The organism is Streptomyces sp. NPDC051636, assembly GCF_044453765.1.
Classification (GTDB): domain Bacteria; phylum Actinomycetota; class Actinomycetes; order Streptomycetales; family Streptomycetaceae; genus Streptomyces.
The window spans coordinates 239,998-266,555 of the sequence record NZ_JBITDA010000003.1 but is presented as its reverse complement, the minus strand read 5'-3'; the positions used below and the strand labels follow the sequence as shown (position 1 = coordinate 266,555).

At 67.5% G+C, this 26,558-nt stretch carries 22 protein-coding genes and 1 pseudogene; 16 read left to right on the top strand and 7 right to left on the bottom strand.

Annotated features, from left to right (window positions below):
- Positions 1-21: 21 nt before the first annotated feature.
- From xseA to ACIBBH_RS08245, 3 genes and pseudogenes are all read left to right on the top strand, one after another.
- Complete coding sequence (gene xseA, locus ACIBBH_RS08255) at positions 22-1,230, top strand: exodeoxyribonuclease VII large subunit (protein ID WP_399403193.1); 1,209 nt, start codon at positions 22-24, stop codon at positions 1,228-1,230.
- A 9-nt stretch (positions 1,231-1,239) separates the two neighbouring features.
- Positions 1,240-1,464 (top strand): exodeoxyribonuclease VII small subunit, encoded by a 225-nt coding sequence (locus tag ACIBBH_RS08250; RefSeq protein WP_399403191.1) that lies wholly within the window; start codon positions 1,240-1,242, stop codon positions 1,462-1,464.
- Between the two features lie 13 nt (positions 1,465-1,477).
- Positions 1,478-1,570 (top strand): annotated as a pseudogene (locus ACIBBH_RS08245) (nitroreductase family protein); the annotation flags it as partial.
- A 64-nt stretch (positions 1,571-1,634) separates the two neighbouring features.
- Here ACIBBH_RS08245 and ACIBBH_RS08240 read toward each other — a convergent pair.
- Complete coding sequence (locus ACIBBH_RS08240; RefSeq protein WP_399403189.1) at positions 1,635-2,159, bottom strand: DUF4245 domain-containing protein; 525 nt, start codon at positions 2,157-2,159, stop codon at positions 1,635-1,637.
- Between the two features lie 126 nt (positions 2,160-2,285).
- On the opposite strand from ACIBBH_RS08240, the gene glpX reads away from it, so the two are divergent.
- Positions 2,286-3,320 carry a class II fructose-bisphosphatase gene (glpX, locus tag ACIBBH_RS08235; RefSeq protein WP_399403187.1) on the top strand — a complete coding sequence of 345 codons (1,035 nt, stop codon included), beginning with the start codon at positions 2,286-2,288 and terminating at the stop codon, positions 3,318-3,320.
- Between the two features lie 97 nt (positions 3,321-3,417).
- Here the strand turns inward: glpX and ACIBBH_RS08230 are convergent, their stop codons facing one another.
- Both ACIBBH_RS08230 and ACIBBH_RS08225 read right to left on the bottom strand, forming a co-directional pair.
- On the bottom strand, positions 3,418-3,795 hold the full coding sequence (locus ACIBBH_RS08230; protein WP_388792152.1) for a WhiB family transcriptional regulator: 378 nt from the start codon (positions 3,793-3,795) through the stop codon (positions 3,418-3,420).
- 174 nt (positions 3,796-3,969) lie between these two features.
- A complete protein-coding gene (locus tag ACIBBH_RS08225) occupies positions 3,970-4,641 on the bottom strand; it encodes a DUF1707 domain-containing protein (protein WP_399403184.1) in 672 nt (223 codons plus the stop codon).
- A gap of 156 nt (positions 4,642-4,797) precedes the next feature.
- Between ACIBBH_RS08225 and ACIBBH_RS08220 the strand changes: the two genes are divergently transcribed.
- The 5 genes from ACIBBH_RS08220 to ACIBBH_RS08200 all read left to right on the top strand — a co-directional run bounded on the left by ACIBBH_RS08220 (position 4,798) and on the right by ACIBBH_RS08200 (position 8,802).
- On the top strand, positions 4,798-6,477 hold the full coding sequence (locus ACIBBH_RS08220) for a fumarate hydratase (RefSeq protein ID WP_399403182.1): 1,680 nt from the start codon (positions 4,798-4,800) through the stop codon (positions 6,475-6,477).
- Between the two features lie 265 nt (positions 6,478-6,742).
- Positions 6,743-6,949, top strand: coding sequence for a hypothetical protein (locus tag ACIBBH_RS08215; protein ID WP_319198958.1), 207 nt, complete (start codon positions 6,743-6,745; stop codon positions 6,947-6,949).
- Complete coding sequence (locus tag ACIBBH_RS08210; RefSeq protein ID WP_356461558.1) at positions 6,933-7,448, top strand: DUF6879 family protein; 516 nt, start codon at positions 6,933-6,935, stop codon at positions 7,446-7,448. The genes ACIBBH_RS08215 and ACIBBH_RS08210 overlap by 17 nt, the downstream gene beginning before the upstream one ends.
- The gene (locus tag ACIBBH_RS08205) at positions 7,445-8,278 is read left to right on the top strand and encodes a helix-turn-helix domain-containing protein (protein ID WP_399403180.1); all 834 of its coding nucleotides are present in this window, start codon (positions 7,445-7,447) and stop codon (positions 8,276-8,278) included. The genes ACIBBH_RS08210 and ACIBBH_RS08205 overlap by 4 nt, the downstream gene beginning before the upstream one ends.
- A 335-nt stretch (positions 8,279-8,613) precedes the next feature.
- Positions 8,614-8,802, top strand: a complete 189-nt coding sequence (locus ACIBBH_RS08200; protein ID WP_399403178.1) for a hypothetical protein — start codon at positions 8,614-8,616, stop codon at positions 8,800-8,802.
- A 1,121-nt stretch (positions 8,803-9,923) separates the two neighbouring features.
- On the opposite strand, the gene ACIBBH_RS08195 is transcribed toward ACIBBH_RS08200, so the two are convergent.
- A complete protein-coding gene (locus ACIBBH_RS08195) occupies positions 9,924-11,144 on the bottom strand; it encodes a phage major capsid protein (protein ID WP_399403176.1) in 1,221 nt (406 codons plus the stop codon).
- A 735-nt stretch (positions 11,145-11,879) separates the two neighbouring features.
- Here ACIBBH_RS08195 and ACIBBH_RS08190 point away from each other — a divergent pair.
- Positions 11,880-12,602, top strand: a complete 723-nt coding sequence (locus ACIBBH_RS08190) for a hypothetical protein (protein ID WP_361704909.1) — start codon at positions 11,880-11,882, stop codon at positions 12,600-12,602.
- Between the two features lie 611 nt (positions 12,603-13,213).
- On the opposite strand, the gene ACIBBH_RS08185 is transcribed toward ACIBBH_RS08190, so the two are convergent.
- On the bottom strand, positions 13,214-13,651 hold the full coding sequence (locus ACIBBH_RS08185; protein WP_399403174.1) for a hypothetical protein: 438 nt from the start codon (positions 13,649-13,651) through the stop codon (positions 13,214-13,216).
- Between the two features lie 236 nt (positions 13,652-13,887).
- Entirely contained in the window at positions 13,888-15,456 is a 1,569-nt protein-coding gene (locus ACIBBH_RS08180; RefSeq protein ID WP_399403172.1) for a recombinase family protein, read from the bottom strand.
- 289 nt (positions 15,457-15,745) lie between these two features.
- Here ACIBBH_RS08180 and ACIBBH_RS08175 point away from each other — a divergent pair, with 289 nt between their 5' ends.
- The 3 genes from ACIBBH_RS08175 to ACIBBH_RS08165 all read left to right on the top strand — a co-directional run bounded on the left by ACIBBH_RS08175 (position 15,746) and on the right by ACIBBH_RS08165 (position 20,282).
- Positions 15,746-17,131, top strand: a complete 1,386-nt coding sequence (locus ACIBBH_RS08175; protein ID WP_399403170.1) for a class II fumarate hydratase — start codon at positions 15,746-15,748, stop codon at positions 17,129-17,131.
- 84 nt (positions 17,132-17,215) lie between these two features.
- Positions 17,216-17,917, top strand: coding sequence for a DUF402 domain-containing protein (locus ACIBBH_RS08170; RefSeq protein ID WP_399403169.1), 702 nt, complete (start codon positions 17,216-17,218; stop codon positions 17,915-17,917).
- Between the two features lie 280 nt (positions 17,918-18,197).
- Entirely contained in the window at positions 18,198-20,282 is a 2,085-nt protein-coding gene (locus tag ACIBBH_RS08165; RefSeq protein ID WP_399403167.1) for a SpoIIE family protein phosphatase, read from the top strand.
- A 60-nt stretch (positions 20,283-20,342) separates the two neighbouring features.
- Here the strand turns inward: ACIBBH_RS08165 and ACIBBH_RS08160 are convergent, their stop codons facing one another.
- Entirely contained in the window at positions 20,343-22,664 is a 2,322-nt protein-coding gene (locus ACIBBH_RS08160; protein WP_399403165.1) for a transglycosylase domain-containing protein, read from the bottom strand.
- Between the two features lie 300 nt (positions 22,665-22,964).
- On the opposite strand from ACIBBH_RS08160, the gene ACIBBH_RS08155 reads away from it, so the two are divergent.
- Genes ACIBBH_RS08155 through ACIBBH_RS08145 form a run of 3 tightly spaced genes read left to right on the top strand, consistent with a single transcriptional unit; the run spans position 22,965 to position 26,505 of the window.
- Positions 22,965-23,492: a PadR family transcriptional regulator gene (locus ACIBBH_RS08155; RefSeq protein ID WP_399403163.1), complete on the top strand. Its 528-nt coding sequence runs from the start codon at positions 22,965-22,967 to the stop codon at positions 23,490-23,492.
- The gene (locus ACIBBH_RS08150) at positions 23,489-24,178 is read left to right on the top strand and encodes an ABC transporter ATP-binding protein (RefSeq protein WP_399403161.1); all 690 of its coding nucleotides are present in this window, start codon (positions 23,489-23,491) and stop codon (positions 24,176-24,178) included. The genes ACIBBH_RS08155 and ACIBBH_RS08150 overlap by 4 nt, the downstream gene beginning before the upstream one ends.
- Complete coding sequence (locus ACIBBH_RS08145; protein ID WP_399403159.1) at positions 24,175-26,505, top strand: ABC transporter permease; 2,331 nt, start codon at positions 24,175-24,177, stop codon at positions 26,503-26,505. Before ACIBBH_RS08150 ends, ACIBBH_RS08145 begins: the two co-directional genes overlap by 4 nt.
- Positions 26,506-26,558: the final 53 nt, after the last annotated feature.

The window sequence follows — 26,558 nt, the reverse complement described above, 5'->3', positions numbered from 1 at the left end:
CCGGCCGTTACGCTCGACCGCATGGCTGTGAACACGTCCGCGGACGCCCCGCTCCCCGTCGGCGAGGTCTCGCGGCTCATCGGGGGCTGGATCGACCGGCTCGGGGCGGTGTGGGTCGAGGGGCAGATCACGCAGTTGTCGCGGCGGCCGGGGGCCGGGGTCGTGTTCCTGACTCTGCGCGACCCGTCGTACGACATCTCCGTGAGCGTCACCTGTTACCGGCAGGTGTTCGACGCCGTCGCCGATGTCGTCGGGGAGGGCGCCCGGGTCGTCGTGCTGGCGAAGCCCGAGTGGTACGCGCCGCGCGGGCAGCTGTCGCTGCGGGCCGCCGAGATACGGCCCGTGGGGATCGGGGAGCTGCTGGCCCGGCTGGAGCGGCTGAAGAAGACCCTGGCGGGCGAGGGGCTGTTCGCGCCGGAGCGGAAGAAGCCGCTGCCCTTCCTGCCGCAGCTGATCGGCCTGGTCTGCGGCCGTGCCTCGGCCGCGGAGCGGGACGTTCTGGAGAACGCCCGCCACCGCTGGCCCGCGGTCCGCTTCGAGGTGCGCAACGTGGCCGTGCAGGGCGTGCACGCCGTCCCCCAGGTCGTGCAGGCGGTGAAGGAGCTGGACGAGCTCGACGAGGTCGACGTGATCATCGTGGCGCGCGGTGGCGGCAGCGTGGAGGATCTGCTGCCCTTCTCCGACGAGCAGCTGGTCCGGGCCGTCGCCGCCTGCCGTACCCCCGTGGTGTCCGCCATCGGCCACGAGCCGGACAACCCGCTGCTGGACCACGTGGCGGATCTGCGGGCCTCCACCCCGACCGACGCCGCCAAGAAGGTCGTACCGGATGTCGGCGAGGAGCTGGAGCGGGTACGGCAGCTGCGGGACCGGACGCGGCGGTGCGTCACGGCGCTGGTGGAGCGCGAGGAGCGGGGGCTAGCCCATGCGCTGGCGCGGCCCTGCATGCAGGACCCGCACCGGATGATCGACGAGCGCGCCGACCACGTGGCGTCCCTCGTCGACCGCGGCCGGCGCACGCTCGGCCATCTCCTGGACCGCGCCGACTCGGAGCTGACGCACACGCACGCGCGCGTGGTGGCCCTCTCCCCCGCCGCGACGCTGAAGCGCGGGTACGCGGTGCTGCAGCGGGCCGACGGCCATGCCGTGCGCGATCCGGCCGAGGTGGCGGCGGACGAGGCGCTGCGCGCGCGGGTCGCCGAGGGCGAGTTCTCCGTACGAGTGGACACATAGGGTGGGTGGATGACCAGCAAGGTGGATGAGGCGCTCGGCTACGAGCAGGCGCGGGACGAGCTGATCGAGGTCGTACGGCGGCTGGAGGCGGGCGGTACGACGCTGGAGGAGTCCCTCGCGCTCTGGGAGCGCGGCGAGGAGCTGGCCAAGGTCTGCCGGCGGTGGCTGGAGGGGGCGCGGGCCCGGCTGGACGCGGCGCTGGCCGAGGAGGAAGACGAAGCGGTGAAGGAGTAGGGGCAGCGGCGGGCTGGTGATCGTCAACATCGGCAAGCCGGGCCAGAACGCCGCCTACCCGCGCTCGCCGCGCCTGGCGTACGACGAGGTCGTCACCACCGTCTGACATACGCGCACACAGAGGCCCCCGGCACCACCGCGGGCCTCTGTCATGTCCGCGGACTCCCGGCTCACGCCATCTTCAGCGCGTCGGCCATCTTCGTCAGCTGCGCGAACGACGCCGTGCCCGCCACCACCGTCGTGGACCCGGGGGTGCCCTCGAGCACGAGGGCGTCGTAGCGGCCGCCGGTGTAGCGCGTCCACGTCCGGCCGTCGATCCTCTCGGTGACCTTGGTCGCCTTCGAGCCCTGGCTCGCGTCGTCGATGAAGTCGGCGCGCTTCTGAGTGGACTGCTCGACCGCCACGTATTGACCGCCGGGATTCTGGAAACCCAGATGCCAGCGGTCGAAGTTGTCGCCCTGGAAGCGGACGGACGTCGCCTTCCAGGAGCCGGGCAGACCCTCGGGCGCGGCGACCGGGTAGTTCGCGGCGCGGCGTGCCGTGTCCAGCTCGACCCGGTAGTCGACCCGCTCGAGGTCGGGAGCGTGGTCGTCGTGCGGGACGAAGAGGTAGATGACTCCCGCCGCGATCCCGACCACGCCCAGGGAGAGGATCATGTCCCGGACCGTCTTCTGCTTGCCTTTCGTACCTGCCACGCCTCTATCGTCGCAGGTGCCCGACGTGCTCATCCGTGGGGTCCCCTGCTCATTTCGTCTGCCTAACGATAGAGTCGGGGCCAACACCCTCATCCGGCCGTCGTCGTATCAGAAAGGTGCGCTCCGATGACCGAGCATCATCACTTGCCCTCCGAACTGGATGTGCCCTCCGAGGCCCCTGACCGCAACCTGGCCCTGGAGCTCGTCCGGGTGACCGAAGCCGCGGCGATGGCCGCGGGCCGCTGGGTCGGGCGCGGCGACAAGAACGGCGCCGACGGTGCCGCGGTGCGCGCCATGCGGACCCTCGTCTCCACCGTGTCGATGAACGGCGTGGTCGTCATCGGCGAGGGCGAGAAGGACGAGGCTCCGATGCTCTTCAACGGCGAGCGCGTCGGCGACGGGACCGGACCCGAGGTCGACATCGCCGTCGACCCGATCGACGGCACCACACTGACCGCCAAGGGCATGCCCAACGCGATCGCCGTGCTGGCCGCCGCCGAGCGCGGCGCGATGTTCGACCCGTCCGCCGTGTTCTACATGGACAAGCTGGTCACCGGCCCGGAGGCCGCCGACTTCGTCGACATCAACGCGCCCGTGTCGGTCAACATCCGCCGGGTCGCCAAGGCCAAGCGGGCCACGCCCGAGGACGTCACCGTCGTCATCCTGGACCGCCCCCGTCACGAGGGCGTCATCAAGGAGATCCGGGAGACCGGCGCCCGCATCAAGCTGATCTCCGACGGCGACGTGGCCGGCTCGATCCTCGCGCTGCGCGAGGGCACCGGCGTCGACCTGCTGCTCGGCATCGGCGGCACCCCCGAGGGCATCATCTCGGCCTGCGCCGTGAAGTGCCTGGGCGGCACCATCCAGGGCAAGCTGTGGCCCAAGGACGACGAGGAGCGTGCGCGGGCTGTCGACGCCGGGCACGATCTCGACCGGGTGCTGACCACGGAGGACCTGGTCACCGGGGAGAACGTGTTCTTCGTGGCCACCGGGATCACGGACGGTGAGCTGCTGCGGGGTGTGCGGTACCGGTCGGAGACCGCGACGACCGACTCGATCGTGATGCGGTCGAAGTCCGGGACGGTGCGGAGGATCGATTCCGAGCACCGGCTCAGCAAGCTGCGGGCCTACAGCGCGATCGACTTCGACCGGGCGAAGTGACTGCGTCGGTCCGGCGGAAAACGCGGTAAAAGGGGCGCCCCCTGGTGCGGAAGGGGGCGCCCCGCTCTACATGCGCGTGAGCGGCCGGACCGGTCCGTCAACCCGCCGCCGCTATGCGGCTCGCCGCGCGTGCCGCCTTCTTCAGTTCCATGTCGCGGCGGCGGCGCCGGGCGAGGACCACGCGGCGTTCGGCGGCGGTGAGGCCGCCCCAGACGCCGTACGGCTCGGGCTGGAGCAGGGCGTGCTCGCGGCATTCGACCATCACCGGGCAGCGCGCACAGACCCGCTTGGCCGCCTCCTCGCGGGACAGCCGGGCGGCGGTGGGTTCTTTGGAGGGTGCGAAGAACAGGCCTGCCTCGTCGCGCCGGCACACCGCTTCGGTGTGCCAGGGTGCGTCTTGGTCCCTGTCCCGCACTGGCACCCGCTGGGCCGGAACGGCAGCTACCTGCAGGGACGAATGCGGCGGTTGCAGCACGGTCTACTCCTGACGACGGCTTCGCGAGCGAGAGACGATGCAGCAAGCCCTACCCGCTGTGCGCGCGCCTATGCACTGCGTTCCCGGCCGCGGGAGTGCGGCGGCTTGTTCGCGACCCTGCGCGCCGGCTGTCAGAGGACCGAATCGTTCCGGTTCCGGCCTCCTTCACGACCGTCAACGGTCCAGGTGTTTGCGCAAACCCTTGTCGGCCCTGCGCTGCACACGGTCGAGGATGTCCGCGACGAGCTTGCCCCGCTTCGGCCGCGCCTCCACGTTGCCCAGCACGGCCCATCCGTCCACGTAGACAACCGGGGCGTCGGACTCGACCGAATCCAGCGTGTCCACCTCGAAGTTGCCGAGCACCCCGCCGCCGGTGCCGCGCAGCGACACGTTCTCCGGGACGCGGATCTCGACGCTCCCGAAGACCGACACCGCCTTGATCACGACCTGCTGGTACTCGAAGATCGCCTCGCTGAGATCGATCTCGACGCTGCCGAAAACGGCGTACGCGTGCAGCCGGCGCCCGGCACGCCAGCGGCCCCGGCGCATGGCGCTGCTGAACACCGCGAACACGGTGGCGTCGGCCTCGGCAGGTATCGCACCGGCGGTCGGGCGGGGCGGTGCGGGCGTGTGGGCGGGAGGCCTCTCGCCTTCATGGGCGGCGGGCAGGTCCCGTATGAAGACCTCCAGCTCGCCGACCGTCCTGGCATTCAGCACCCCCTCCACGCGCTCGGCGTGCTCGTCGGCGGTGAGGCGGCCCTCGGCGAGGGCGTCGCGCAGGATGTCGGCGATGCGGTCACGATCGGCGTCCGAGGCGCGCAGCTCGGTCTGCTTCTGAAGGTCCACGGCAGCAGCGTACCGAAACGCGATAGATCGCGACTAGGGATGGGGACCACCCGCGCGCCGCGAACTGAGCCGGACCTCACAGGTTCGCCGTCGGGGCCAGGTTCTACGCTGGTGAGGCCCGCCAGCGTCGGCGGGCCGCCGTCTGTCGAGTGAGGAATGGGCGAGATGCCTGAGTTCGCGTACACCGATCTGCTCCCCCAGGGAGAGGACACCACCCCGTACCGACTGGTGACCTCCGAGGGTGTCTCCACCTTCGAGGCCGACGGGCGGACGTTCCTCAAGGTGGAGCCGGAGGCGCTGCGCAAGCTGGCCGAGGAGGCCATCCACGACATCCAGCACTACCTGCGCCCGGCCCACCTCGCCCAGCTGCGCCGCATCATCGACGACCCGGAGGCGTCGAGCAACGACAAGTTCGTCGCGCTCGACCTGCTGAAGAACGCGAACATCGCGGCGGCGGGCGTGCTGCCCATGTGCCAGGACACCGGCACGGCGATCGTCATGGGCAAGCGCGGCCAGAACGTGCTGACCGAGGGCCGTGACGAGGAGGCCCTCAGCCGCGGCATCTTCGACGCCTACACGAAGCTGAACCTGCGCTACTCGCAGATGGCTCCGCTCACCATGTGGGAGGAGAAGAACACCGGTTCCAACCTCCCCGCGCAGATCGAGCTCTACGCCACCGACGGCGGCGCGTACAAGTTCCTGTTCATGGCGAAGGGCGGCGGCTCCGCCAACAAGTCGTTCCTGTACCAGGAGACGAAGGCCGTCCTGAACGAGGCCTCCATGATGAAGTTCCTGGAGGAGAAGATCCGTTCGCTCGGTACGGCCGCCTGCCCGCCGTACCACCTGGCGATCGTCGTCGGCGGTACGTCGGCCGAGTACGCACTGAAGACGGCCAAGTACGCCTCCGCGCACTACCTGGACGAGATCCCGGCCGAGGGCTCCGAGCTCGGTCACGGCTTCCGGGACAAGGAGCTGGAGCAGAAGGTCTTCGAGCTCACCCAGAGGATCGGCATCGGCGCGCAGTTCGGCGGCAAGTACTTCTGCCACGACGTGCGCGTGGTGCGTCTGCCCCGCCACGGCGCCTCCTGCCCGGTCGCCATCGCCGTCTCGTGCTCCGCCGACCGTCAGGCCGTCGCGAAGATCACCGCCGAGGGCGTCTTCCTGGAGCAGCTGGAGACGGACCCGGCGCGGTTCCTGCCGGAGACGACCGACGAGCACCTCGACGAAGAGGGCGACGTCGTCAAGATCGACCTCAACCAGCCGATGGACGCGATCCTCGCCGAGCTGACCAAGTACCCGGTCAAGACCCGCCTGTCCCTCACCGGTCCCCTGGTCGTGGCCCGTGACATCGCGCACGCGAAGATCAAGGAGCGGCTGGACGCGGGCGAGGAGATGCCGCAGTACCTGAAGGACCACCCGGTGTACTACGCGGGCCCGGCGAAGACGCCGGAGGGCTACGCGTCCGGCTCCTTCGGCCCGACGACCGCCGGCCGCATGGACTCCTACGTCGAGCAGTTCCAGGCGGCGGGCGGCTCCAAGGTGATGCTGGCCAAGGGCAACCGCAGCAAGCAGGTCACCGACGCCTGTGCCGCGCACGGCGGCTTCTACCTCGGCTCCATCGGCGGCCCGGCCGCCCGGCTCGCCCAGGACTGCATCAAGAAGGTCGAGGTCGTCGAGTACGAGGAGCTCGGCATGGAGGCCGTCTGGAAGATCGAGGTCGAGGACTTCCCGGCGTTCATCGTCGTGGACGACAAGGGCAATGACTTCTTCAGCCCGCAGCAACTCTCTCAGCCGACGTTCACCACGATCCCGGTACGGGGTCCGGGGCTGGCCTGACCTAGGCAGCGACACCACGTAGAGCCCTCGGCCATCGGTCGGGGGCTCTACGTGCAAGCGGGGCCGTCCCGACCGCGAGCGGCCCGCACAGAGCCGCGTAAGGCCTCACAACGAGGCCAGGCCACGACAGCCAGCGGCACGGCCCTTCCTGGCAGCGGTTTATGCGACAACGCGCATAGTCGCGTGAACGCATAGACGCCCCGATGTGCCCCCTCGTACCGTCGTGCTGACGGCCCAACCGGGGCCATGTATCAGGGGGTTCGCTATGGCGCGCGAAGAACTGACTCGGCTCACCGGGAACGGGAACGGCGAGTGCGGCGAAGACGACTGCCCGAACGTGTACGCCACGAAGCGGGGAACGTTCGTCGTGCAGGGCGACGTGTCCGAAGCCTTCCAGCCGCCCACGGGTGAGGGGCTGGTCGAGATTCCCGAGAGCGTGCTTCGGGAGGCGTTCCGTGCTCTTGGATGGTGACGAGTGGCGGGCAATGTTCCGGGGGATCGGATCGGAAGCGTGGCGACTGGAAACCCTGCCTCAATACCTCGTACCGCAGGAGTCCGCAGAGATCGAGGCATTCCGAGCGGGTAAGCGAATCGACCCGCACGCATACACGTCGTCATACACGGAAGATCTGAAAAGGCTTCGGAAGGAAGGGAAGAGGAAGGGGCGGGTGCACATCCTGACCCAACCTCTTTCCGAGTATCTGCGCTTCGAGTTCTCGCGGTACTACGCGCCCCACGCGCTCGCCGGGGAGGATATCCGCATTCTCGATGTGACCGGCCGCGAGAATCCTCTTCGAGGTGTTCAAGACTTCTGGATCTTTGATCGGTCGACCGTCGTCTTCATGCATTACGAGGAAGACGGAACGCAGATCAGTCGAGAGCTGTACGAGGGTGATCCCGCGCCGTATGTCGAGTACCAGCGAATCGCCGAGGCAGAGTCGATCCCGTTTCTGGAGTATGTGAAGGAGTGACGTTCGAACCCGAGCAACTTGGCCAGTCCAGTCAGGAACTGGCCGCGAAGCTCAGAGAACTACGCAAGCAAGCCGGACTCTCAGGGGTCCGGCTTGCTGCGCGCTGCAACATGTCTCAATCCAAGGTGTCCCGGATTGAGAATGGGAAAGTGCGGCCATCGCTGGTCGACGTTGAGCAAATCTTGAGAGCCCTCGACGCGCCGCCGGGCTTGATTGAAGAAGTTTCCTCACTTGCCCGGCTTGCGAACACTGAATGGCGGAACCTTCGAGAACTGCGGCGCAAGGGTCTAGGAACAAGGCAAGCTGAACTGAAGGCGCTAGAAGCGTCCTCGGCGCACATTCGCTACTTCCTGTTGTCTATGGTCACCGGCCTTCTTGCCACCCCCGAATATGTGCGGGCAAGCCTTGCGCACTCCACGGCAGACACAAGTAGGGCCGTGGCGGGAAAGCTAGAACGTCAAGCCGTCCTCTATGACACCACGAAGCGGTTCACATTCATTCTTACCGAGCAGGCCGTTAGATGGCCCGTGGTTGCTCCGCTAACCTTGGCCGAGCAGATGGACAGGCTTGCTTCGCTGACTTATCTCCCGAACGTGCGAATCGGCCTCATCCCAATGGGCACGCCTACCCCGAGAACACCCCTAAACACGTTCACCATCTATGACGCATCATTGGCCACGATCGAAACTTCGGCGGGATTGCTCGTTCTCCGTGACGACCGAGACATTCAAAGTTACCTCGAAGAGTTCTCAGGATATGAGGGCAGTGCGCTCTTTGGGGAGGACGCCAGGGCGAAGTTGTCTGAATGGTCGGCGGCCTGTCGCTCATGATCTTTAACCCAAGACGCGCATAAAACGCCTAACCATGCACCCCCCTTGGCACCATGATGTGACAGACATGGAGCCGAGGGGCGATCGATGCTGGAGCATAAACCGCACGCTGAATCCCGTTCCGTACCCGTAGCGAGGAACATTCCGGGACTTGAACCGGTCGGGGTCGAGGGGTGCATGACGTGTGCCGCGCTTTCCCACTCCCGCGAAGACGCCCGTGAAGCGGACGTAACTGAAGCCGTGACGAGTTCCAATCGGGAGATCAGCAACCATCCGCATAGCGGTGTAGGTGACGGCCGCAAGCTCCCTGTCGTGACCGTGTGGGGGGTGGCCGTGTGAGTCCGCAGCGGGTTCCCCTAGGGGCGCTGGATGACTGGCTGTACGAAGCCAAGCCGAAGCCCAATTGCGCCCGGTGTGCGGACGAGAAGGCGAAGCTCGACGAAGCCGCGAAGTCCGGCGATGCGAACGCGCGGTTCGACGCGGCCCGCAACATTCGGCAGTGCACGCACGGGGCCAGGGCGTGACCGTCGCCCCAGAGCGGCCCCCGAGGCGCGGAGGCCGCCGAGGATTCGACCTCGGAAAGCCTTCGCTGTTGGAGTTCCTGAACGAGATCTCAACCATTTGCGGGATGTGCTTCGGTCACCGGGAACTTTGGTGCCCCCTCTGCGGGGGCCTGGATGGCTGCGAGACGTGCAATGAACGGCTGAAGGTTCCTTGCCCCGAGTGCGCGGGCGGGAACTGGTCTTACTGGCTCTGACGGCTTCCCTTTCCTGCGAATGGGCTTCAAGTGCTACAACCGACTTACAACCCGACAGACCCGCAGAGCGGCCCGACCGTGGTCACCCATGACTTGGATAAGCTCGGCATCGGCCAGCATTGGGCGCGAGTAGGCGGGCAGGCGGGATTGTCAATCTTTGGCCGCCAAATTCCGCCCGGGCACGGCTGGTGTCGCGCTCTCTACGTAGCCGAGGCTCATTGGCCGGACGGTGCGGAACTCTGCGTCGAAGTGGAATGGCACCCCGACCAGAAGATCAGAGAAGAGGGTTCCAAGGCTGAAAACGAGGATCATTGGCGCACTCGACTGAGTGACGTAGCTGAAGCATTGGAGTCTGTCGGTTACGTCGTCCAGATGCCTGGCCCCCGGCCCTCTCCTATGCGCGATACGCGGGCTTCCCTTCTCGTCTACCGTATTCGGGATGGGGTGCAGCCGGCCGCTTGCCCAAAAGACGGTTGGGACCATTTGGAAGAACGATATCCGGAGCGCCCTCACTGGCCCGATAGAAGCCCCGAAGCAGAGCTTCGGCACCTACTGCGGGAAGCGGGTCTTACGAACTGGTCGGAACGAAGTGGATGCTTCGTCGGGAACATTGACCGGTTTTTCTGGCCCCCTTACTCCTCCGCCTGCTGCTTTGTGGGATGGCACCCACCCAAGGACGCCACCGGCGAAGATCAGGAAAAGGCTTTGTCGGAGCTTAAGCGGTTCCTTACGGGTGCCGGTTACAGCCTCAAGAGGCGTACCGGGTTTTGGCGATCGAGCGATTGGCCAGGCGTCTATGCCTATCTGCCCATGACCTCAGAGAAGACCTGAAACGAGAAATCCCCCCCGCACCCGGTCGGGGTGCGAGGGGATGAGGGACAGCTAATCTCAGCTAGCGGCAGCCTTGACGATCTGCACCGAGGAAGCCTCGGCCAGGGAAACGCCAGCCATGCGCATGGTCAGCTTGAAGCCGACCTGATCAGAATCGAACCGGGCATCCTCGCTGACCTTCACCGTGGCATTGCGTCGAACACCCACAACAATTCGGGAAGCGTCGGCGACGATTACCGTCTTCGGGGCCAGGAATGCACTGGGAAGAATGGGCAGGCCCCAGGCCGTAGAAGCCGGGGCATCGGTCGGGGGACCGCCCTGATAGACACCAGATCCGGCGGCCTTCTCCTTGCGGAGAGCCGCAGCCATATCGACGGATGCCCACACAACCGACGGAGTCCCGTTCATGGCCTCGATGCGGGCGACCGCGTCGGCCAGGTCGTCATACGTGACGGTCACCTTTCCAGTGCCGAGAGTCGTAGACGTGCCCTGGGACACGATTCCCTTGATCGGATTGGCACCCGACCCGGTGAACGCATCAGCATCGAACTTCAGCGAAGCGTCACGAAGAAGGTTCTCGGCGATCACGCGCCGCTGGTCAAGCGCGGAGTCTTCCAATACCTCAGTCGAAGCCCACTGCACTTCCCCGATCTTCTTCGCCGTGAACTTGACCTCACCCCACACCATTTGGCCCTGGGGGATGGTCTGCCCTTCGGCGACGTAATCCGCGCCGGTCGAGGAGACAAGCTGAGGAACGGAGAAAGTGGCCGAAGTAAAGGGGATGATGCTTCCGGTCGGAAGGCCACGCAGGAAAGTGGACTTCGCCTTGAGAGCGTCAATGTACTTGCTGGAAACCTGGTCGGGCACGGTGTACCCGCCATCCTGGGGAACACCCTCGGAGATCAGCGCGCGGTATTCACTGAGAGACGGCATCAGCGACCGCCACTCGTCAGAGTGGATCGGCCCGGTGCTGGTCGGCGTGAGAAGCCCGGAGCTGGCCGCAAGGAGGCTGCGAACCTCGGTCTCTCGGTCGAGCGCGGCGCGGTCTTCGCGGGCATCAGCCGCCCGCATCTCCATGGCCTTCAGAGTCGAGGCGATAGCGTCGCGAACCTCCGGGGAGGACGCTCCGCCTTCACCATTCACAGCCGCGAGGATTTCCGTACGTGCCATGCGCTCTTCGGCCGGAATCGAGTTGATAACAGAAGCTACCTCGCGGGCCGTAAGGCCGCGATCCTCGGACTCGGCAGAATCAAAAATCTTGCGCAGCTCAGACTTCATCAATGGTTCCTTCGTTTGGTCGGGGCACGAAAAAGCCGCCCGAACACCCGGAATGGGTGGGGCGGCTTGAATAGGGGCGGCGGTTATTTACTTGTGTCGCGTTCAGATTGAAACGATGTGCGCCTTACGCTGCCGTTCGGCTAGCTCGACGAAGCGCACTCTGCGCGCGATCTTGCGCGCTTGGTTCTTGCAAGAGGGATCGCAGTAGCGAGGCGGCCTACCGGGGCCGTACTCGGTACTGAACGGCTTCCCGCAGGTCCAGCAATTCAGTTCTACTGTGTTTTTCATGTTCCACATCTCTTCGAGACGGCGAGCGGGGAACGGCTGACTATCGGTGGTGGATATGCGAAACGGCCCGGTCCCCATGGCCTTTGGAGTCAAACCATGGAAACCGGGCCGCCCCTACCGCTGCCGCCCATGCCGCGTGTTCCCCCGATCCCGTGCGAAGGGATCGAAGTCTTTCTTGCATCACTAGAAGACCTGTTAGGACGTGCGAAACCGCACGCGGCATCCCGCGCGATTTGTCGAGCGATTTGGAAGCCCTGGCCGGAAAGCGGTCCGGGTTCCGGTCCCACGACTTCCGGCTAACCCCCGCGCGCTCAAGCGAAGGGAAGGCTGCGGGTGCAGGGAAGGCAGCCAAGATCCTTTCGAACCCGCCCTCCCGACCTGGATGGAAGCAAGCAGGTTCTACCGGATTGCCTGAACCTTCGTGCGATGGTGCCCTAGCCTTGCGCTATGACAAGCGCCCCTACCGTGCTGGCAGTTGACTTCGGCTCCTGGAAGCCGAACGACTGGTCGGCCGCCGCATCCGTCGCGACATCCGTACTGACTCTCCTGACAGTGGTGATTGCCCTGTTGGCCGCGCTCTACGCGCGCCAGCAAGTCACCTTGGCTCGACAACTTCGAGAGGAACAGGCTCAGCCGTTCGTTGTCGTTGACTTCCAAGACAATCCCGCAATGCGACAGGGCATCGACTTCGTTGTCGAGAACATGGGGCAGACTCTCGCTAAGAACGTCAGGATCGTCGTTGATCCACCATTTTCTTCAACCTTGGATGAAACTGGGTTTCCACTGAAGGATGCTCCTCTGATAGCGCAGGGCATCCCATCGCTTCCACCAAGGAAGCGAATTGCTGCACTCTTCGATTCCGCTCCAGAGCGCCAAGCTACGGATCTGCCTTCGCGGTACACCGCTACTGTTCACTTTGAGGATGCTCGCGGAAGGCGACAGGAGCCTCTTACTTATATTCTCGACCTTTCGGTTCGTCGGAAACTACTTTCCGTGAGCGAATATGGTGTCGATGATGGGGTAAAGGCTTTGCGTGAGTTGTCGAAAACCTTGAAGGAGATGCGAAGTGAGCTGACGCGTGAGCGACAGCGGCAGTCGGCGATTGAGCGAGCACGCGGTGAAGCACGCTCTGGTGACGCGGCACCTGAACCGGCGAGCGATTCCGCCTAGACGGTCCTGTTTCCTCGGCTGACGTTGCTCGGCCCGCAGGCCAGGCGAAGATTCTTAATGTCGTTCGTTCCGCCTCGGCGATGTCGGAGAAATTTGATCGGCCGTCTCAGCCGGCCGGGAATAGCAGATAAAGCGGACACGGTTAGCCGCGAAGGTCGCGGCCCTGGCTATCCGATACAGGGTGTTGTATCCACGCGCCCAGGCCGAAGGGCGCGTGTGCTTTCTCTTCTGCTCCCGTCGCTTCGCTCTGGACCGGGCGCACGGCTCACAGAGGGAGCCGAGCGGATAGAGCCGCTTACACACATAGACATAGGCATAGCTACTCCAAGAGAGCGCCCCTACAGGGGGCGCTTCTAGATAGAAAGAGTTAGGGCACCCTCGGCGGGGTACCCGTAGTGTGGTTATCCTGCCTGGCCTCCATTACTCGGCCAGGGCGAGAAGCGAACGGCGGTGAGCTTCTATAGAGCAGCGCCCTTCGAGGGGCGCTGCCTCTCTAAGGCCATAACTTCTCCCGGCCTTGATCGGCCAGGGCATAGCGGCGTAGCGGAGCGCAGCAGCTAACGGCGGCCCCCGAGGGGGCCTTACTAAGGCCATAAGTCGCCGAGGGCCGTTCAGGCTGCCTCGGCGAACCACTCCGCATCATCGATCCACCCCAGGCATTCCGAGGAACGCTCACCGGGAAGGAGTCGGAACGTCGTCTTCGCTCCGCGCTTGTTCCCGACCGTTTCAACTTCCAGCCATCCGGCATCGGTGAGAGCTTTTGCCCCGCGTTCGGTGTAGCGGCGCAGGTTCCCGGCCCGGTCACGCACGCCGACGGCATCAGCGAGCGAGCGCCATGGAATGGTGACCTCGGATTCGTCGCCGCACAGGCGGGCTATCTGCCTGGCCACGGCCTGACCGCTGCGAGGGACGCACTGAACCGCATCGGCGTACCACAGGGCGGCTTGCCCGGTCGGTAGTGCGGTCTCAGCCGCGAGGGCAGCCCCGCGCTTCCGTAGCTTCACTCTGCTGATCTCGATAGCGTCCGCATACCGTTCGAGAAACGTCATTCACATAGCTCCCTTTCAGGTGGGCCCCGACTTGAGTGCTCGGCTGTGATCCGGTTGTACGTCAGGGAGGGTGGCGGAATCAAAGGTGATTGCGACATAACATCAAATCACTGGCGGTTTCAACGCAGGGTGTTTAAACGGGGGCAGTGAGAGCGTGTAAACGCTCTCTCCGAGGGTGCAGACATGGGAAGGCCCCCGACGCGTTTACACGCGACGGGGGCCAGCCTCTACCGTCGTCAGCCTCCCACGTAAGGACGGCGAGCGGGGATAATCCATTCGGATTCCGGCTCGGTCCAGAGGTACCCTTCGGGGACGTGAAGGCCCGTCTCCTTCGCAATCTCCGAAACTTCGGGAATCTTGATGCGCGCCCGCCGATTTCCGTCCTCAGTCATTCCGACCGTCACAGTTATGTCGTGCCGCTGAATGAAGACACGACGCTGTTCGTCATCCTTGTTCTTCCATTCCTCGGCGTACGTGCGACCCGTCTCCTTCCAGGACGGCGCGTTCTCCGCCTCTTTGATCTCGCTACGCAGCCTCTCCACCTTGGCGGACTGGAATTCATGCTGCTTCCAGTAACGCTCAACCTGAACATCGGTCTTGATTCGTCCAGCCAGATAATCACTCTCCAGCCGGTCAAGGGTCGCTTCCGCCTCGGAAAGCTCAGTCTTGGCTTGACTGATCGAATTATTCACCCTTTCCATTACCGGCAGAGGACCGAGGGTGACATTCACGAACTGACCTACGGCGGCGTCAAGGTCTTCTCTCCGGATTCGGGCGGGACTCGGGCAAGTCCCCGTGTTGATGTTGTTGCAGGCGTAGTAGTGAAAGACTCGGCCATTCTCCTTGGTCTTCTTGGACGAAGACATCTTCGAACCGCATACATCGCAAATAGCAACGCCGCCCAGCATCGAGCGCGAAGGCGTAGCGCGGGCCACCGGTCGATTGGCGGTCATGTCGGCGACCAGGGAAGCCCACTCCCCGTATTCCATGAGCGGCTCATCCGTGATCCGTACCGGCTCACCGTCGTCGTCCATGACAGGCTCGCCCTTGTACGTGTAGATGCCGCCGACCGTGGGGTTAGTCACGATCGCTCGAATGGCGTTGGCAGTCCAAGCGACACCCTTCGGTTCGTCGCCGCGATCAATGCGCAGGTAATCCCGCCACGTAGGAACGCCACGCTTGTTCAGATCAACGGCAATTTTGTACGAGGACCAATCGCTCTTCAACTTCTCCACAATGTCACGAAGAAGGTTCGCGTATTCGTCATCCTGAATGAGCTTCTTACCCCCGTCCTCTTGGCGCTCAAATCGGTATCCGAACGGGAGGACACCGCCGATCCAAACGCCCTTCGCCTTCCGGGCCATCGAGCCGGACAGGGCACGCGCACGGATGGTGTCCAACTCGCCTTCGGCAAAGGCGGCGATGATCTGCGCGAACATCTTGCCCATGGGGGTGGACATGTCGATGCCCTCGGTCACGGACACGATCACCTTGCCGTGCTTCTGGCACCACTCGAAGACCTCGGCGAAGTGACCCGCCTTCCTGCTGAGGCGGTCGAGCTTCCAGACGGCCAACACGTCCCACTCGTCGGCCCGCTCGTTGAACCAGGGACCGAGGCCCGGCCTCTTGAAGGGGTGCATAGCGCCGGACACGTCTACGTCCTCGGCCCACCCGACGATGCGTCCTTCTATAGAGGGTCCGTTCGCCCAGTGCTCGACGGCCGCACGCTGCTTCTCCGGGCTGGTCGTGTCGTCCTTCATGACGGACAAGCGGACGTTGCCCAGCACCCTCGGGTTAGAGATCATGCGCGGATGCTACGGGTGGTGCCGCCAACTGAACAAGTCGAACGACTTCTTCCAGGATCCGGCTCCGCAGCCGACCTTCACGTCGATTCCGGTGCGGGGGCCTGGGCCGGCGTAGTCGCTCTCGGGGCGGCCGGGGACGGATCTCGGCCCCGCCGCCCCTGCCCATTCCCATACCTCAGGGGCCCCGCCCCTTCGGCCCGAACGGCCTCGTCCTCAAACGCCGGACGGGCTGAGTCCCGTGCGGCCCACAGTCCGGAACATCCCCGCCGTCCCGATCGCTGTAAGGGACATGAGCGAATACCGGATCGAGCACGATTCCATGGGCGAGGTACGTGTCCCGGCGGACGCCAAGTGGCGTGCCCAGACCCAGCGCGCCGTCGAGAACTTCCCCATCTCCGGACAGCGGATCGAGCGCGCGCACATCGAGGCCCTGGCCCGGATCAAGGGCGCGGCGGCGAAGGTGAACGCCGAGCTGGGGGTGCTCGACAAGGACGTGGCCGAGGCGATCCAGGAGGCGGCGAAGGAGGTCGCGGACGGGAAGTGGGACGAGCACTTCCCGGTCGACGTGTTCCAGACGGGGTCGGGGACCTCGTCCAACATGAACACCAACGAGGTCATCGCCACGCTGGCGACGGAGCGGCTGGGCCGGCCCGTGCACCCGAACGACCACGTCAACGCCTCGCAGTCGTCCAACGACGTCTTCCCCTCCTCCCTCCACATCGCCGCCACCGCCGCCGTCACGCACGACCTGATCCCGGCCCTGGAGCATCTCGCCGACGCGCTCGGCCGCAAGAGCGAGGAGTTCGCCGATGTCGTGAAGTCGGGCCGGACGCACCTCATGGACGCCACTCCCGTGACCCTGGGTCAGGAGTTCGGCGGGTACGCCGCGCAGGTCCGGTACGGCGTCGAGCGGCTGCACGCCTCCCTCCCGCGCCTCGCCGAGTTGCCGCTGGGCGGCACCGCCGTCGGCACCGGCATCAACACCCCGCCGGGCTTCTCCGCCGCCGTGATCGCGGAGGTCGCCGGGGTCACCGGGCTGCCGCTCACCGAGGCGCGCGACCACTTCGAGGCGCAGGGTGCCCGGGACGGGATCGTGGAGACGAGCGGACAGCTGAGGACCATCGCGGTCGGGCTGACAAAGATCGCCAACGACCTGCGGTGGATGGCCTCGGGGCCGAGGACGGGACTCGCCGAGATCTCCCTGCCCGACCTCCAGCCCGGCTCCTCGATCATGCCGGGGAAGGTGAATCCGGTCATTCCGGAGGCGGTCCTCATGGTCGCGGCCCAGGTCATCGGCAACGACGCGACCATCACGACGGCCGGCGCGTCCGGGAACTTCGAGCTCAACGTCATGCTCCCGGTCATCGCCAAGAACGTGCTGGAGTCGATCCGGCTGCTCGCCAACGTGGCGCGGCTGCTGGCCGACCGTACCGTGGACGGGATCACCGCCCACCGGGACCGGGCCCGCGAGTACGCGGAGTCCTCGCCCTCCGTCGTGACGCCGCTCAACAAGTACATCGGGTACGAGGAGGCCGCCAAGGTGGCCAAGAAGGCGCTCGTGGAACGCAAGACGATCCGTCAGGTGGTACTCGAGAGCGGGTATGTCGAACGCGGCGACCTCACCCGGGAGCAGCTGGACGAGGCGCTGGATGTCCTGCGTATGACGCACCCGTAACCGGCAGGGAACCATTCGCGCCGCCCGGCCAGAACCGTGACACGTGCCGCAGCGTCGTATGCCTGGGGCACCTAATATCTGTGCATGGCAGACGGTGGAGCGGTGAGACGCGTGGAACGCGGGGAAGCGGGCGGTGCTACGGCCTTCTGGGCGCCGGGGAGCCAGATCCTGTGGCGGTACCGGGAGAACGCCGGCGACCGTTTCCACATCGCGCGCCCCGTGACCGTCGTACGGGACGACGCGGGCCTGCTCGCCGTGTGGATGGCGCCGGGCACCGAGTGCGTGCGGCCGGTGCTCGCCGACGGCACGCCCGTGCACCTGGAGCCGCTCCGGTCGCGCTACACCAAGCCGCGTTCGGTGCAGCGCGACCGGTGGTTCGGGACCGGCGTGCTGAAGCTGGCCCGGCCCGGTGAGCCGTGGTCGGTGTGGCTGTTCTGGGAGCCGGGCTGGCGGTTCAAGAACTGGTACGTCAATCTCGAGGAGCCGCTGGTCCGCTGGGACGGCGGGGTCGACTCCGAGGACCACTTCCTCGACATCTCCGTGCATCCGGACCGCAGTTGGCACTGGCGCGACGAGGACGAGTTCGCGCAGGCCCAGCGGGACGGCCTGATGGACGCCCGGCTCGCCGAACGGGTGCGGCAGGCGGGCCGGGACGCGGTGGAGGTGATCCGCGCCTGGGGCCCGCCGTTCTCGGATGGCTGGCAGCACTGGCGCCCGGACCCGTCCTGGGCGGTACCGTCACTGCCGGAGGACTGGGACCGTACGCCCGCGCACGTGTCCTCATGAGACCCTTGATGCGCCCCCGGTCCACAACCGTAGGATCGTCCTCCGGAGGGACGATCAACGACAACTCCCGGGGTCGGTACCGGGCTTGACCGAACGTCACCGAGGGGCGGCAGGACGTGAGCGAGTGGTACGAGGGCAACACCACAGTGGACCCGCGATGGTCCGCCGGTGGCACAGAAACAGCCTCTGACCACGCGGGAATTCCGTTCCCGGGGCACGTATTCCGGGTATCGGGATTTCTGCGGGACGAACTGCGCGCGCGGCGCGCGGCCCCCAACGGATGGATTCGACACGCGTGACGGAGCAGCCCACCTCCTACGAGCGCCCCCAGCCGGGCGTCGACCCCGCGGAGCCCCGCGGGGCGCTCGTGCGTACCCCGGCGCCCCTCGGCGCCCCCGCCTTACCCGCACAGGCCCGCACCGGCGAGACACCCTCCTCGCCGGGTGCCACCACGCCCTGCGGCAAGGGGAAGGAGCTCCCAGTCAACGGCCCCGAGCACGCCCAGCCCTCCGCGGCCGAGCCGGACGCTCACCGTCCGCGTCCCGCGCCCGAGGCCATCCCGGTCCAGCCGGCCGCCGACGAGCAGGAGCACGGCCCCGGCGGCCCGGAGCGCCGTACCGGGCGGGGACTGCCGCCGGGCCGTCCCCTGCCGATGCGGCGGGACGGCGACCGGCTGCGCTTCGTGGGCGCCGCGACCCGGCGGATCGCCCGCGGCATCGACCTCGACGAGATCGTGATGGGGCTGTGCCGGGCCACCGTGCCGACTTTCTCGGACGCGATCCTCGTCTATCTGCGCGACCCGCTGCCGGTCGGCGACGAACGCCCCACCGGACCCGTGGTGCTGCGGCTGCGCCGCACCGACCGGATCCCGGAGGAGCGGGACACCGAGGGCGGTTTCCTGCCTGCGCCGACGCCGGAGACCGAGCTCGCGGAGTTGTCGGCGATGACCGCCGAGCTGTGCGAGGTGCGGCCCGGCGGCGCGCTCAACGAGGTGCTGCGCGGGGTGCGGCCGGTGTTCGCCGACTCCCCCGCCGCCCGCGCCGCGCTCCCCGAACTCCTCGGCGAGGGCGGCGAGTCGGTGGTCCCCGGCGCACAGCACGCGATCCTCGCGCCGCTGCGCGGCCGGCGCCGGGTCATCGGGGCCGCGCTGTTCCTGCGCCGCCCCGAGCGGCTGGCGTTCGAGGCCGATGACCTGCTGGTCGCCGCCCAGCTGGCCACGCACAGCGCCCTCGGCATCGACAAGGCGGTGCTGTACGGCCGTGAGGCGTACATCGCCGACGAGCTGCAGCGCACGATGCTGCCGGAGACGCTGCCCCGCCCGACCGGCGTCCGGCTGGCCTCGCGCTACCTGCCGGCCGCCGAGACCGCGCGGGTCGGCGGCGACTGGTACGACGCGATCCCGCTGCCCGGCAGCCGGGTAGCGCTGGTCGTCGGTGACGTCATGGGCCACTCCATGACCTCCGCGGCGATCATGGGCCAGCTGCGGACGACCGCCCAGACCCTCGCCGGGCTCGACCTGCCCCCGCAGGAGGTGCTGCACCACCTGGACGAGCAGGCGCAGCGGCTGGGCACCGACCGGATGGCGACCTGCCTGTACGCGGTCTACGACCCGGTCTCGCACCGCATCACCATCGCCAACGCCGGCCATCCCCCGCCCGTCCTGCTGCACCTGGGCGGCCGGGCCGAGGTGCTGCGGGTACCGCCGGGCGCGCCCATCGGCGTCGGCGGTGTCGACTTCGAGGCCGTCGAGCTGGACGCGCCCGCCGGGGCCACGCTGCTCCTGTACACCGACGGCCTGGTGGAGTCCCGCCTCAGGGACGTGTGGACCGGCATAGAGCAACTGCGGGAGAAGCTCGCCGCGACCGCCCAGCTCACGGGGCCGGACCATCCGCCGCCGCTGGAAGCCCTGTGCGACGAGGTGCTCGACATGCTCGGCCCGGGTGACCGGGACGACGACATCGCACTGCTCGCCGCCCGCTTCGACGGGATCGCGCCGAGTGACGTCGCGTACTGGTTCCTGGAGCCGGAGGACGCGGCCCCCGGCCGGGCCCGCCGGCTGGCCCGGCGCGCGCTGGCCCGCTGGGGCCTGGAGGACCTCAGTGACTCGGTGGAGCTGCTGGTCAGCGAGGTCGTGACGAACGCCGTGCGCTACGCCTCCCGCCCGATCACGCTCCGTCTGCTGCGCACCGACGTGCTGCGCTGCGAGGTCGGCGACGACGTGCCCCAGCTGCCGCGCCTGCGCCAGGCCCGGGCCACGGACGAGGGCGGGCGCGGGCTGTACCTGGTGAACCGGCTGGCCCGGCGCTGGGGCGCGACGCGGCTGAGCACCGGCAAGGTGGTCTGGTTCGAGCTGAACCGGAGTTGAGCGGGACCGGAGGGAAAGGGGCGCCCGGTTTCTCCCGGGCGCCCCTTTCCGCCGCTGCCCCTACTGGCTGTTGGGGTTGAGCGGGTTGTCCGTGATGTCGTCCGTCGGCGTGTCCGTCGGAGTCGGCGGTGCCGTCGTCGTCGGCGCGGTGGGCGTCGGCGGTTTGCTGGTCGTCGAGGACGGTGACGGTGACACGGACGTCGGGGACTCGGACGACGGCGGTGGGGAGCTCGGCGTCTCGGACGCGGTCTCGGTCGGCGACTGGGAGTAGGTCGGGGTCTTCGTCGGTTCGACCGCCGCGCCCTGCGTGGTGTTCAGGTCGAACGTGGCCTTGTGCGTGACCCCGAAGGTGTACGCCGCCCAGATGTGCGCCGGGTACCCGCCTCCGTCGATCCGGCCGGAGCCCGGGATCAGGCCGGTCGCGCCCTGCAGGGACACATGGCGGCCGGTCTTCTTCTCCTCGCCGAACAGGCCGACCGAGGTGACCAGATCGGGCGTGTAGCCGGTGAACCAGGCGGACTTGTTCTCGTCGGAGGTACCGGTCTTGCCCGCCACCTGCTGCCCGTCGCGCAGCGGGTTCGCCGCGACCGACCGCTGCGCCGTACCGTCGTCGACCACGCCGGTCAGCACCGAGGTCACCGTGTCGGCGGCGGTACGGCTGATCACCTGGCCGCCGATCGGGTCGGGCATGTCGACCGTACGGCCCTTGTTCTCCGCCGCCTTGATGATCGACGGCGTGACCTTGGCGCCGTGGTTGTCGAGGGTGGCGTACACCCCGGCCATCTCCAGCGGGCTCGCGCCCATGGTGCCCAGGGTCTGCGCGGGCACCGCCTCCAGGCCCTCGGTGTCCATGCCGAGCTCGCCGGCGACCTTCAGCACGTTCTTCATGCCGACGTCGACGCCCATCTGCGCGAAGACGGAGTTGACGGACTTGTTCATCGCCTGCTGGACGGTGATGTCGCCGTAGCTGTGGCCGTCCTCGTTCGGCGGGGCGAATCCGACCTTGGTGCCGTGATCCACGACCGGGCGGCGGCTGGTGCCGTCGTAGATCGTGTCGGCGTTGATCGGGTTGCCGTCCTGCGTCGTGGCGTCCTGCTCCAGGGCGGCGGCCAGGATCAGCGGCTTGAACGTCGATGCGGGCTGGTAGTCCCGGCGGGTGGCGTTGCTGTAGTAGTGCTTGAAGTAGTCCTGGCCGCCGTACAGGGCGACGATCTTGCCCGTCTTGGGGTCGACCGACACGGCGCCGGCCTGGACGTTGCCGTCGACCTTGCGCTTCTTCGGGTCGAGCTTGCTGGTCAGCCGGGACTTGACCGCCTTTTCCAGCTGCGCCTGCTTCTTCTTGTCGATGTTCAGGGTGATGGTCCACCCCTGGTTCAGGACCTGCGCCTCCGCGTCGGACTTGGAGATGCCCTCGTCCTTCATCAGCCGCTGTGCCAGCTGCGTGTTGGCGAGATCGACCAGGTAGCCCTTCTGGCCTTCCATGCCCGGGGCGCCCTTGGGCTCCTTGGGCTTGGGGAAGTCCAGGGCCTGGCGCTCGGCGGAGTCCAGCCAGTGCTCCTCGACCATGTTGTCCAGGACGTAGTTCCAGCGCGCCGTCACCAGCTTCTTGCCGTGGTCGGTCGCGGCGGCCCAGTCGTACTGGCTGGGTGCCTGGAGCAGCGCGGCGAGGTACGCGCCCTGCTCGACGGTGAGGTCCTCGGCGTCGACGCGGTAGTAGGCCTGGGCGGCGGCCTGGATGCCGTAGGCGCCGCGGCCGTAGTAGCTGGTGTTGATGTAGCCCGCGAGGATCTCGTCCTTGGACTTCTCGCGCTCCACCTTCAACGAGATGACCAGTTCCTTCAGCTTGCGCGTGACGGTCTGGTCCTGGTTGAGGTAGAAGTTCTTGACGTACTGCTGGGTGATCGTCGAACCGCCCTGCTTGCCCTTGCCGGAGAGGGTGTTGATCAGGCCGCGGGCGGTGCCTTTCAAGTCGACGCCGGGGTCGTGGTAGAAGCTCTTGTTCTCGGCCGCCACGAAGGTCAGCTGGACCTTCCTCGGCACCTTCGACAGGTCCACGATCTCCCGGTTGACCTTGCCGTCCCGGGCCAGGATCGTGCCGTCGCTGAACTTGTAGACGTTGCTCTGGCGCTTCGCGGCCACGTTGCCCGCGGGGACGTCCACGGCCATGTACAGCGCGATGAAGGCGCCGATGCACAGCAGGCAGAAGCCGAAGAACGTGCCGAGGATCTTCTTCCAGGTGAACAGCCTGCGTATTCGGCCCTTGGCGGGCTTGCCGTTCGCCGCCGCCGGCTGGGCGTTCGCCGTGGGTTGCGAGCGGTGGCGCCTGGGCGCCGCGCGGTGGCCACCGCGCTGCCGCGCTCGTCTCTCTTCCGCTCGTCCCATGAGTCCCTACGCTCCGCTTCCGTCTCTGGTCAGCTCAGAAAGCTAACACCGCTCTATATGACAAAGGACCTTCGATCCGCCCTTTTGTGGACGTGACAATCAGCACCCCGTTCCAACGGAACCGACGGCTGGAGGGGCCGGAGGGTTGCTTCGGCGGGGGAAACGGCTTCCCCCGGGGGAGGCCGGGGCGTGTAGCAGAACCGTGACATTCGTCGCCCACCTGCGCGGCCCTACCCCCCGCCATGATCTACACACTCGGCGTATACATACGGCGTATACACCACGTGTAGAGTGCTTGACATGTCCATCGGTCACACCCTTCTGGGACTCCTTGAGTCCGGCCCGCGGCACGGCTACGACCTGAAGCGGGCCTTCGACGAGAAGTTCGGTCACGACCGGCCGCTGCACTACGGCCAGGTCTACTCGACGATGTCCCGGCTGCTGAAGAACGGCCTCGTCGAAGTCGACGGGATCGAGGCGGGCGGCGGGCCCGAGCGCAAGCGGTACGCGATCACCGACGCCGGCATCACCGACGTGGAGCGGTGGCTGGCGACGCCGGAGAAGCCGGAGCCGTACCTCCAGTCGACCCTCTACACCAAGGTCGTCCTCGCGCTGCTGACGCGGCGCAACGCGGCCGACATCCTCGACACCCAGCGCGCCGAGCACCTGCGCAGCATGCGGATCCTGACCGACCGCAAGCGCAAGGGCGATCTGGCGGACCAGCTGATCTGCGATCACGCCCTGTTCCACCTCGAGGCCGACCTGCGCTGGCTGGAACTCACCGCCGCGCGCCTCGACAAGCTCCGTGAGGCGGTGGCTGCCGCATGACGGCTCCTCCCGGTTCCCTGCTCGCCGCCGACGGGCTGCGCAAGGCCTACGGTCCGACCGTCGCGCTGGACGGCGCCGACTTCTCCATCCACCCCGGCGAGGTCGTCGCCGTGATGGGCCCCTCCGGGTCCGGCAAGTCGACGCTGCTGCACTGTCTCGCGGGGATCGTGCCGCCCGACTCGGGCTCGATCACGTACGACGGGCGGGAGCTCGCCACGATGAGCGACGCCCAGCGCAGTGCCCTCAGGCGCAGCGAGTTCGGGTTCGTGTTCCAGTTCGGGCAGCTCGTCCCGGAGCTCACCTGCGTGGAGAACGTGGCGCTGCCGCTGCGGTTGAACGGCACCTCCCGCAAGCAGGCCGAGCGCACCGCGCTCACCTGGATGGAGCGGCTGGAGGTCCACGACCTGAAGGGCAAGCGGCCCGGTGAGGTCTCCGGCGGCCAGGGGCAGCGGGTCGCCGTGGCGCGGGCGCTGGTCACCAGTCCGCGGGTGCTGTTCGCCGACGAGCCGACCGGCGCGCTCGACTCGCTCAACGGCGAGCGCGTGATGGAACTGCTGACGGACGCGGCCCGGTCGACCAACGCGGCCGTGGTGCTGGTGACGCACGAGGCCCGGGTGGCGGCCTACTCCGACCGCGAGATCGTCGTACGGGACGGCAAGTCCAGGGACATGGAGCGCGCCGTATGAGCGTGCGGCAGTGGTTGAGGGATCTGGCCATGGGAGCCCGGTTCGCCGTCACCGGCGGACGCGAGGGCTGGGTACGGATGCTGCTGACGGGCGTCGGCGTCGGGCTCGGCGTGGCGGTGCTGCTGCTGACGACGGCGATACCGAACGTGCTGACGGTGCGGCACGAGCGCGAAAAGGCTCGGCTGGACTTCACGTACAACCTGAAGACGCCGCCCAAGACGGACGGCACCCTCGTCATCGCCGACGTCGACTCCACGTTCCGCGAGAGCGACGTCCGCGGGCGACTGGTGGAGCCCGAGGGACCGCACGCGCCCCTGCCGCCGGGCGTGCGGAAGTACCCCGCGACCGGCGAGATGGTGGTCTCGCCGGCGCTGAAGTCGCTGCTCGACTCCGACGGGGGGAAGCTGCTCAGGGAGCGGCTGCCGTACCGGGTCGTCGGGACCATCGGGGAGCACGGGCTGATCGGCTCGCACGAACTCGCCTACTATGCGGGCGTCAAGGGGCTCGCGGCGAAGATCGACCACTCCCGGGTGGACCGCATCGACCGCTACGGCGACCCGCACCCGTCGCAGCAGCAGACGGACCCGGTGCTGGTCCTGCTCGCCCTCGTCGTCTTCGTCGTGCTGCTGATGCCGGTCGCCGTGTTCATCGGCGCGGCCGTACGGTTCGGCGGCGAGCGGCGCGACCGCAGGCTGGCGGCGCTGCGGCTGGTCGGCTCCGACAGCCGGATGACCCGCCGGATCGCGGCGGGCGAGGCCCTCGCGGGCTCGCTGCTCGGCCTGCTGCTCGGCACGGTCTTCTTCCTGATCGGCCGTCAGGCGGCGGGCTCCGTCGAGATCCTCGGCGTCAGCGTCTTCCCCAGCTACCTCACCCCCTCCCCCCTGCTCGCCATGCTGATCGTGGTCGCGGTCCCGGCGGCGGCGGTGGCCGTCACGCTGTTCGCGCTGCGCGGGGTGGTCATCGAGCCGCTGGGCGTGGTCCGTGCGGCACGGCCGGCGCGCCGACGCCTGTGGTGGCGGCTGCTGCTGCCGCTGGGCGGGCTCGCGATGCTCTACCCGATGATCGGGCAGGGCCGGGGCAACGGGGACTTCAACCAGTACCTGGTCGCAGGCGGTGTCATCCTGCTGCTGGTCGGTGTCACCGCGCTGCTGCCGTGGGTGGTGGAGACGGTCGTCGCCCGGCTGGGCTCCGGCGGGGTCGCCTGGCAGCTGGCCGTACGGCGGCTGCAGTTGAGCAGCGGTTCGGCCGCGCGCATGGTCAACGGCATCGCGGTCGCGGTGGCCGGGGCGATCGCACTGCAGATGCTGTTCTCCGGTGTGGACAGCGCCTACACGAAGCGGTCGGCGAACGACCTGTCGCGGGCGCAGATGGACGTGTCCGTGCCGACCGGGGTCGAACTGACCTCGGCGACCAGGAAGTTCGCCGCCACCAAGGGCGTGCGCAAGGCCAGCGCCCTGGCCGGCGGCGCGCTGGGGACCACACGCAAGGATCCCGAGACCTCCAGCCGGCTCACCGTCGGTGACTGCGAAGCCCTGCGCGAGGTGGCCGCCCTGCCGTCCTGCCGGGACGGGGACGTCTTCGTCCTCCGGGGAGGCGAGTACGACACCGACGCGCCGAAGCTCGCCCATCCCGGCCGGACGCTGTACCTCGATCCGTCGTACTCAGGTGAGCGAGGCAGCGAGGTCGCCTGGGCCGTGCCCCGGAACATCAAGCAGGCCCGCTCCGTCAAGGACCCGACGAACATGCGGCGCGGCGGCTTCCTGATGACTCCCGGCGCGGTGCCCGCGCGGGTGGCGGGGACGCTGTACGGGCACGTCTACCTGTCGCTGGACGAGTCCGTGCCGGACGCGCGGGAGTACGCGCGCAACGCGGCGGCGGAGATCTCCCCGATGGCGGACGCCATGGAGTGGGCGTCCAGTGAACAGTCCAAGGAGTTCACCTCCATCCGCACCGGCCTGCTCGTCGGCGCCGCCTGTGTGCTGGCGCTGATCGGAGCGAGCCTGCTGGTGTCGCAGCTGGAGCAGCTGCGCGAGCGCAAGAAGCTGCTGTCCGCCCTGGTCGCCTTCGGCACCCGGCGTCGCACGCTGAGCCTGTCCGTGCTGTGGCAGACGGCCGTCCCGGTCGCCCTCGGCCTGTTCCTCGCCTCGACGGTGGGCCTGACCCTGGGCGCGGTGCTGCTCCGTATGACGGCCACACCGGTGCGTATCGACTGGGCGAGCGTGCTGTCGATGACCGGCGTCGGCGCGGCCGTCGTCCTGGCGGTGACGCTGCTCAGCCTGCCGCCGCTGCTGCGGCTGATGCGGCCGGAGGGGCTGCGGACCGAGTAGGGCCTCGCCGCGGTGTTCTTGAGGGCCTCTTCCCGGGGACGGGAAGAGGCCCT

What these genes read in the sequence shown, in the direction of transcription:
- ACIBBH_RS08195 (WP_399403176.1), bottom strand. Translation starts at nt 11,144, where the DNA reads ATGAAGTCTGAGCTGCGCAAGATTTTTGATTCTGCCGAGTCCGAGGAT.
- ACIBBH_RS08155 (WP_399403163.1), top strand. Translation starts at nt 22,965, where the DNA reads ATGTCCATCGGTCACACCCTTCTGGGACTCCTTGAGTCCGGCCCGCGG.
- ACIBBH_RS08220 (WP_399403182.1), top strand. Translation starts at nt 4,798, where the DNA reads ATGGGCGAGATGCCTGAGTTCGCGTACACCGATCTGCTCCCCCAGGGA.
- ACIBBH_RS08170 (WP_399403169.1), top strand. Translation starts at nt 17,216, where the DNA reads ATGGCAGACGGTGGAGCGGTGAGACGCGTGGAACGCGGGGAAGCGGGC.
- ACIBBH_RS08250 (WP_399403191.1), top strand. Translation starts at nt 1,240, where the DNA reads ATGACCAGCAAGGTGGATGAGGCGCTCGGCTACGAGCAGGCGCGGGAC.
- glpX (WP_399403187.1), top strand. Translation starts at nt 2,286, where the DNA reads ATGACCGAGCATCATCACTTGCCCTCCGAACTGGATGTGCCCTCCGAG.
- ACIBBH_RS08175 (WP_399403170.1), top strand. Translation starts at nt 15,746, where the DNA reads ATGAGCGAATACCGGATCGAGCACGATTCCATGGGCGAGGTACGTGTC.
- ACIBBH_RS08215 (WP_319198958.1), top strand. Translation starts at nt 6,743, where the DNA reads ATGGCGCGCGAAGAACTGACTCGGCTCACCGGGAACGGGAACGGCGAG.
- ACIBBH_RS08190 (WP_361704909.1), top strand. Translation starts at nt 11,880, where the DNA reads ATGACAAGCGCCCCTACCGTGCTGGCAGTTGACTTCGGCTCCTGGAAG.
- ACIBBH_RS08180 (WP_399403172.1), bottom strand. Translation starts at nt 15,456, where the DNA reads ATGATCTCTAACCCGAGGGTGCTGGGCAACGTCCGCTTGTCCGTCATG.
- ACIBBH_RS08165 (WP_399403167.1), top strand. Translation starts at nt 18,198, where the DNA reads ATGGATTCGACACGCGTGACGGAGCAGCCCACCTCCTACGAGCGCCCC.
- xseA (WP_399403193.1), top strand. Translation starts at nt 22, where the DNA reads ATGGCTGTGAACACGTCCGCGGACGCCCCGCTCCCCGTCGGCGAGGTC.
- ACIBBH_RS08160 (WP_399403165.1), bottom strand. Translation starts at nt 22,664, where the DNA reads ATGGGACGAGCGGAAGAGAGACGAGCGCGGCAGCGCGGTGGCCACCGC.
- ACIBBH_RS08145 (WP_399403159.1), top strand. Translation starts at nt 24,175, where the DNA reads ATGAGCGTGCGGCAGTGGTTGAGGGATCTGGCCATGGGAGCCCGGTTC.
- ACIBBH_RS08150 (WP_399403161.1), top strand. Translation starts at nt 23,489, where the DNA reads ATGACGGCTCCTCCCGGTTCCCTGCTCGCCGCCGACGGGCTGCGCAAG.
- ACIBBH_RS08185 (WP_399403174.1), bottom strand. Translation starts at nt 13,651, where the DNA reads ATGACGTTTCTCGAACGGTATGCGGACGCTATCGAGATCAGCAGAGTG.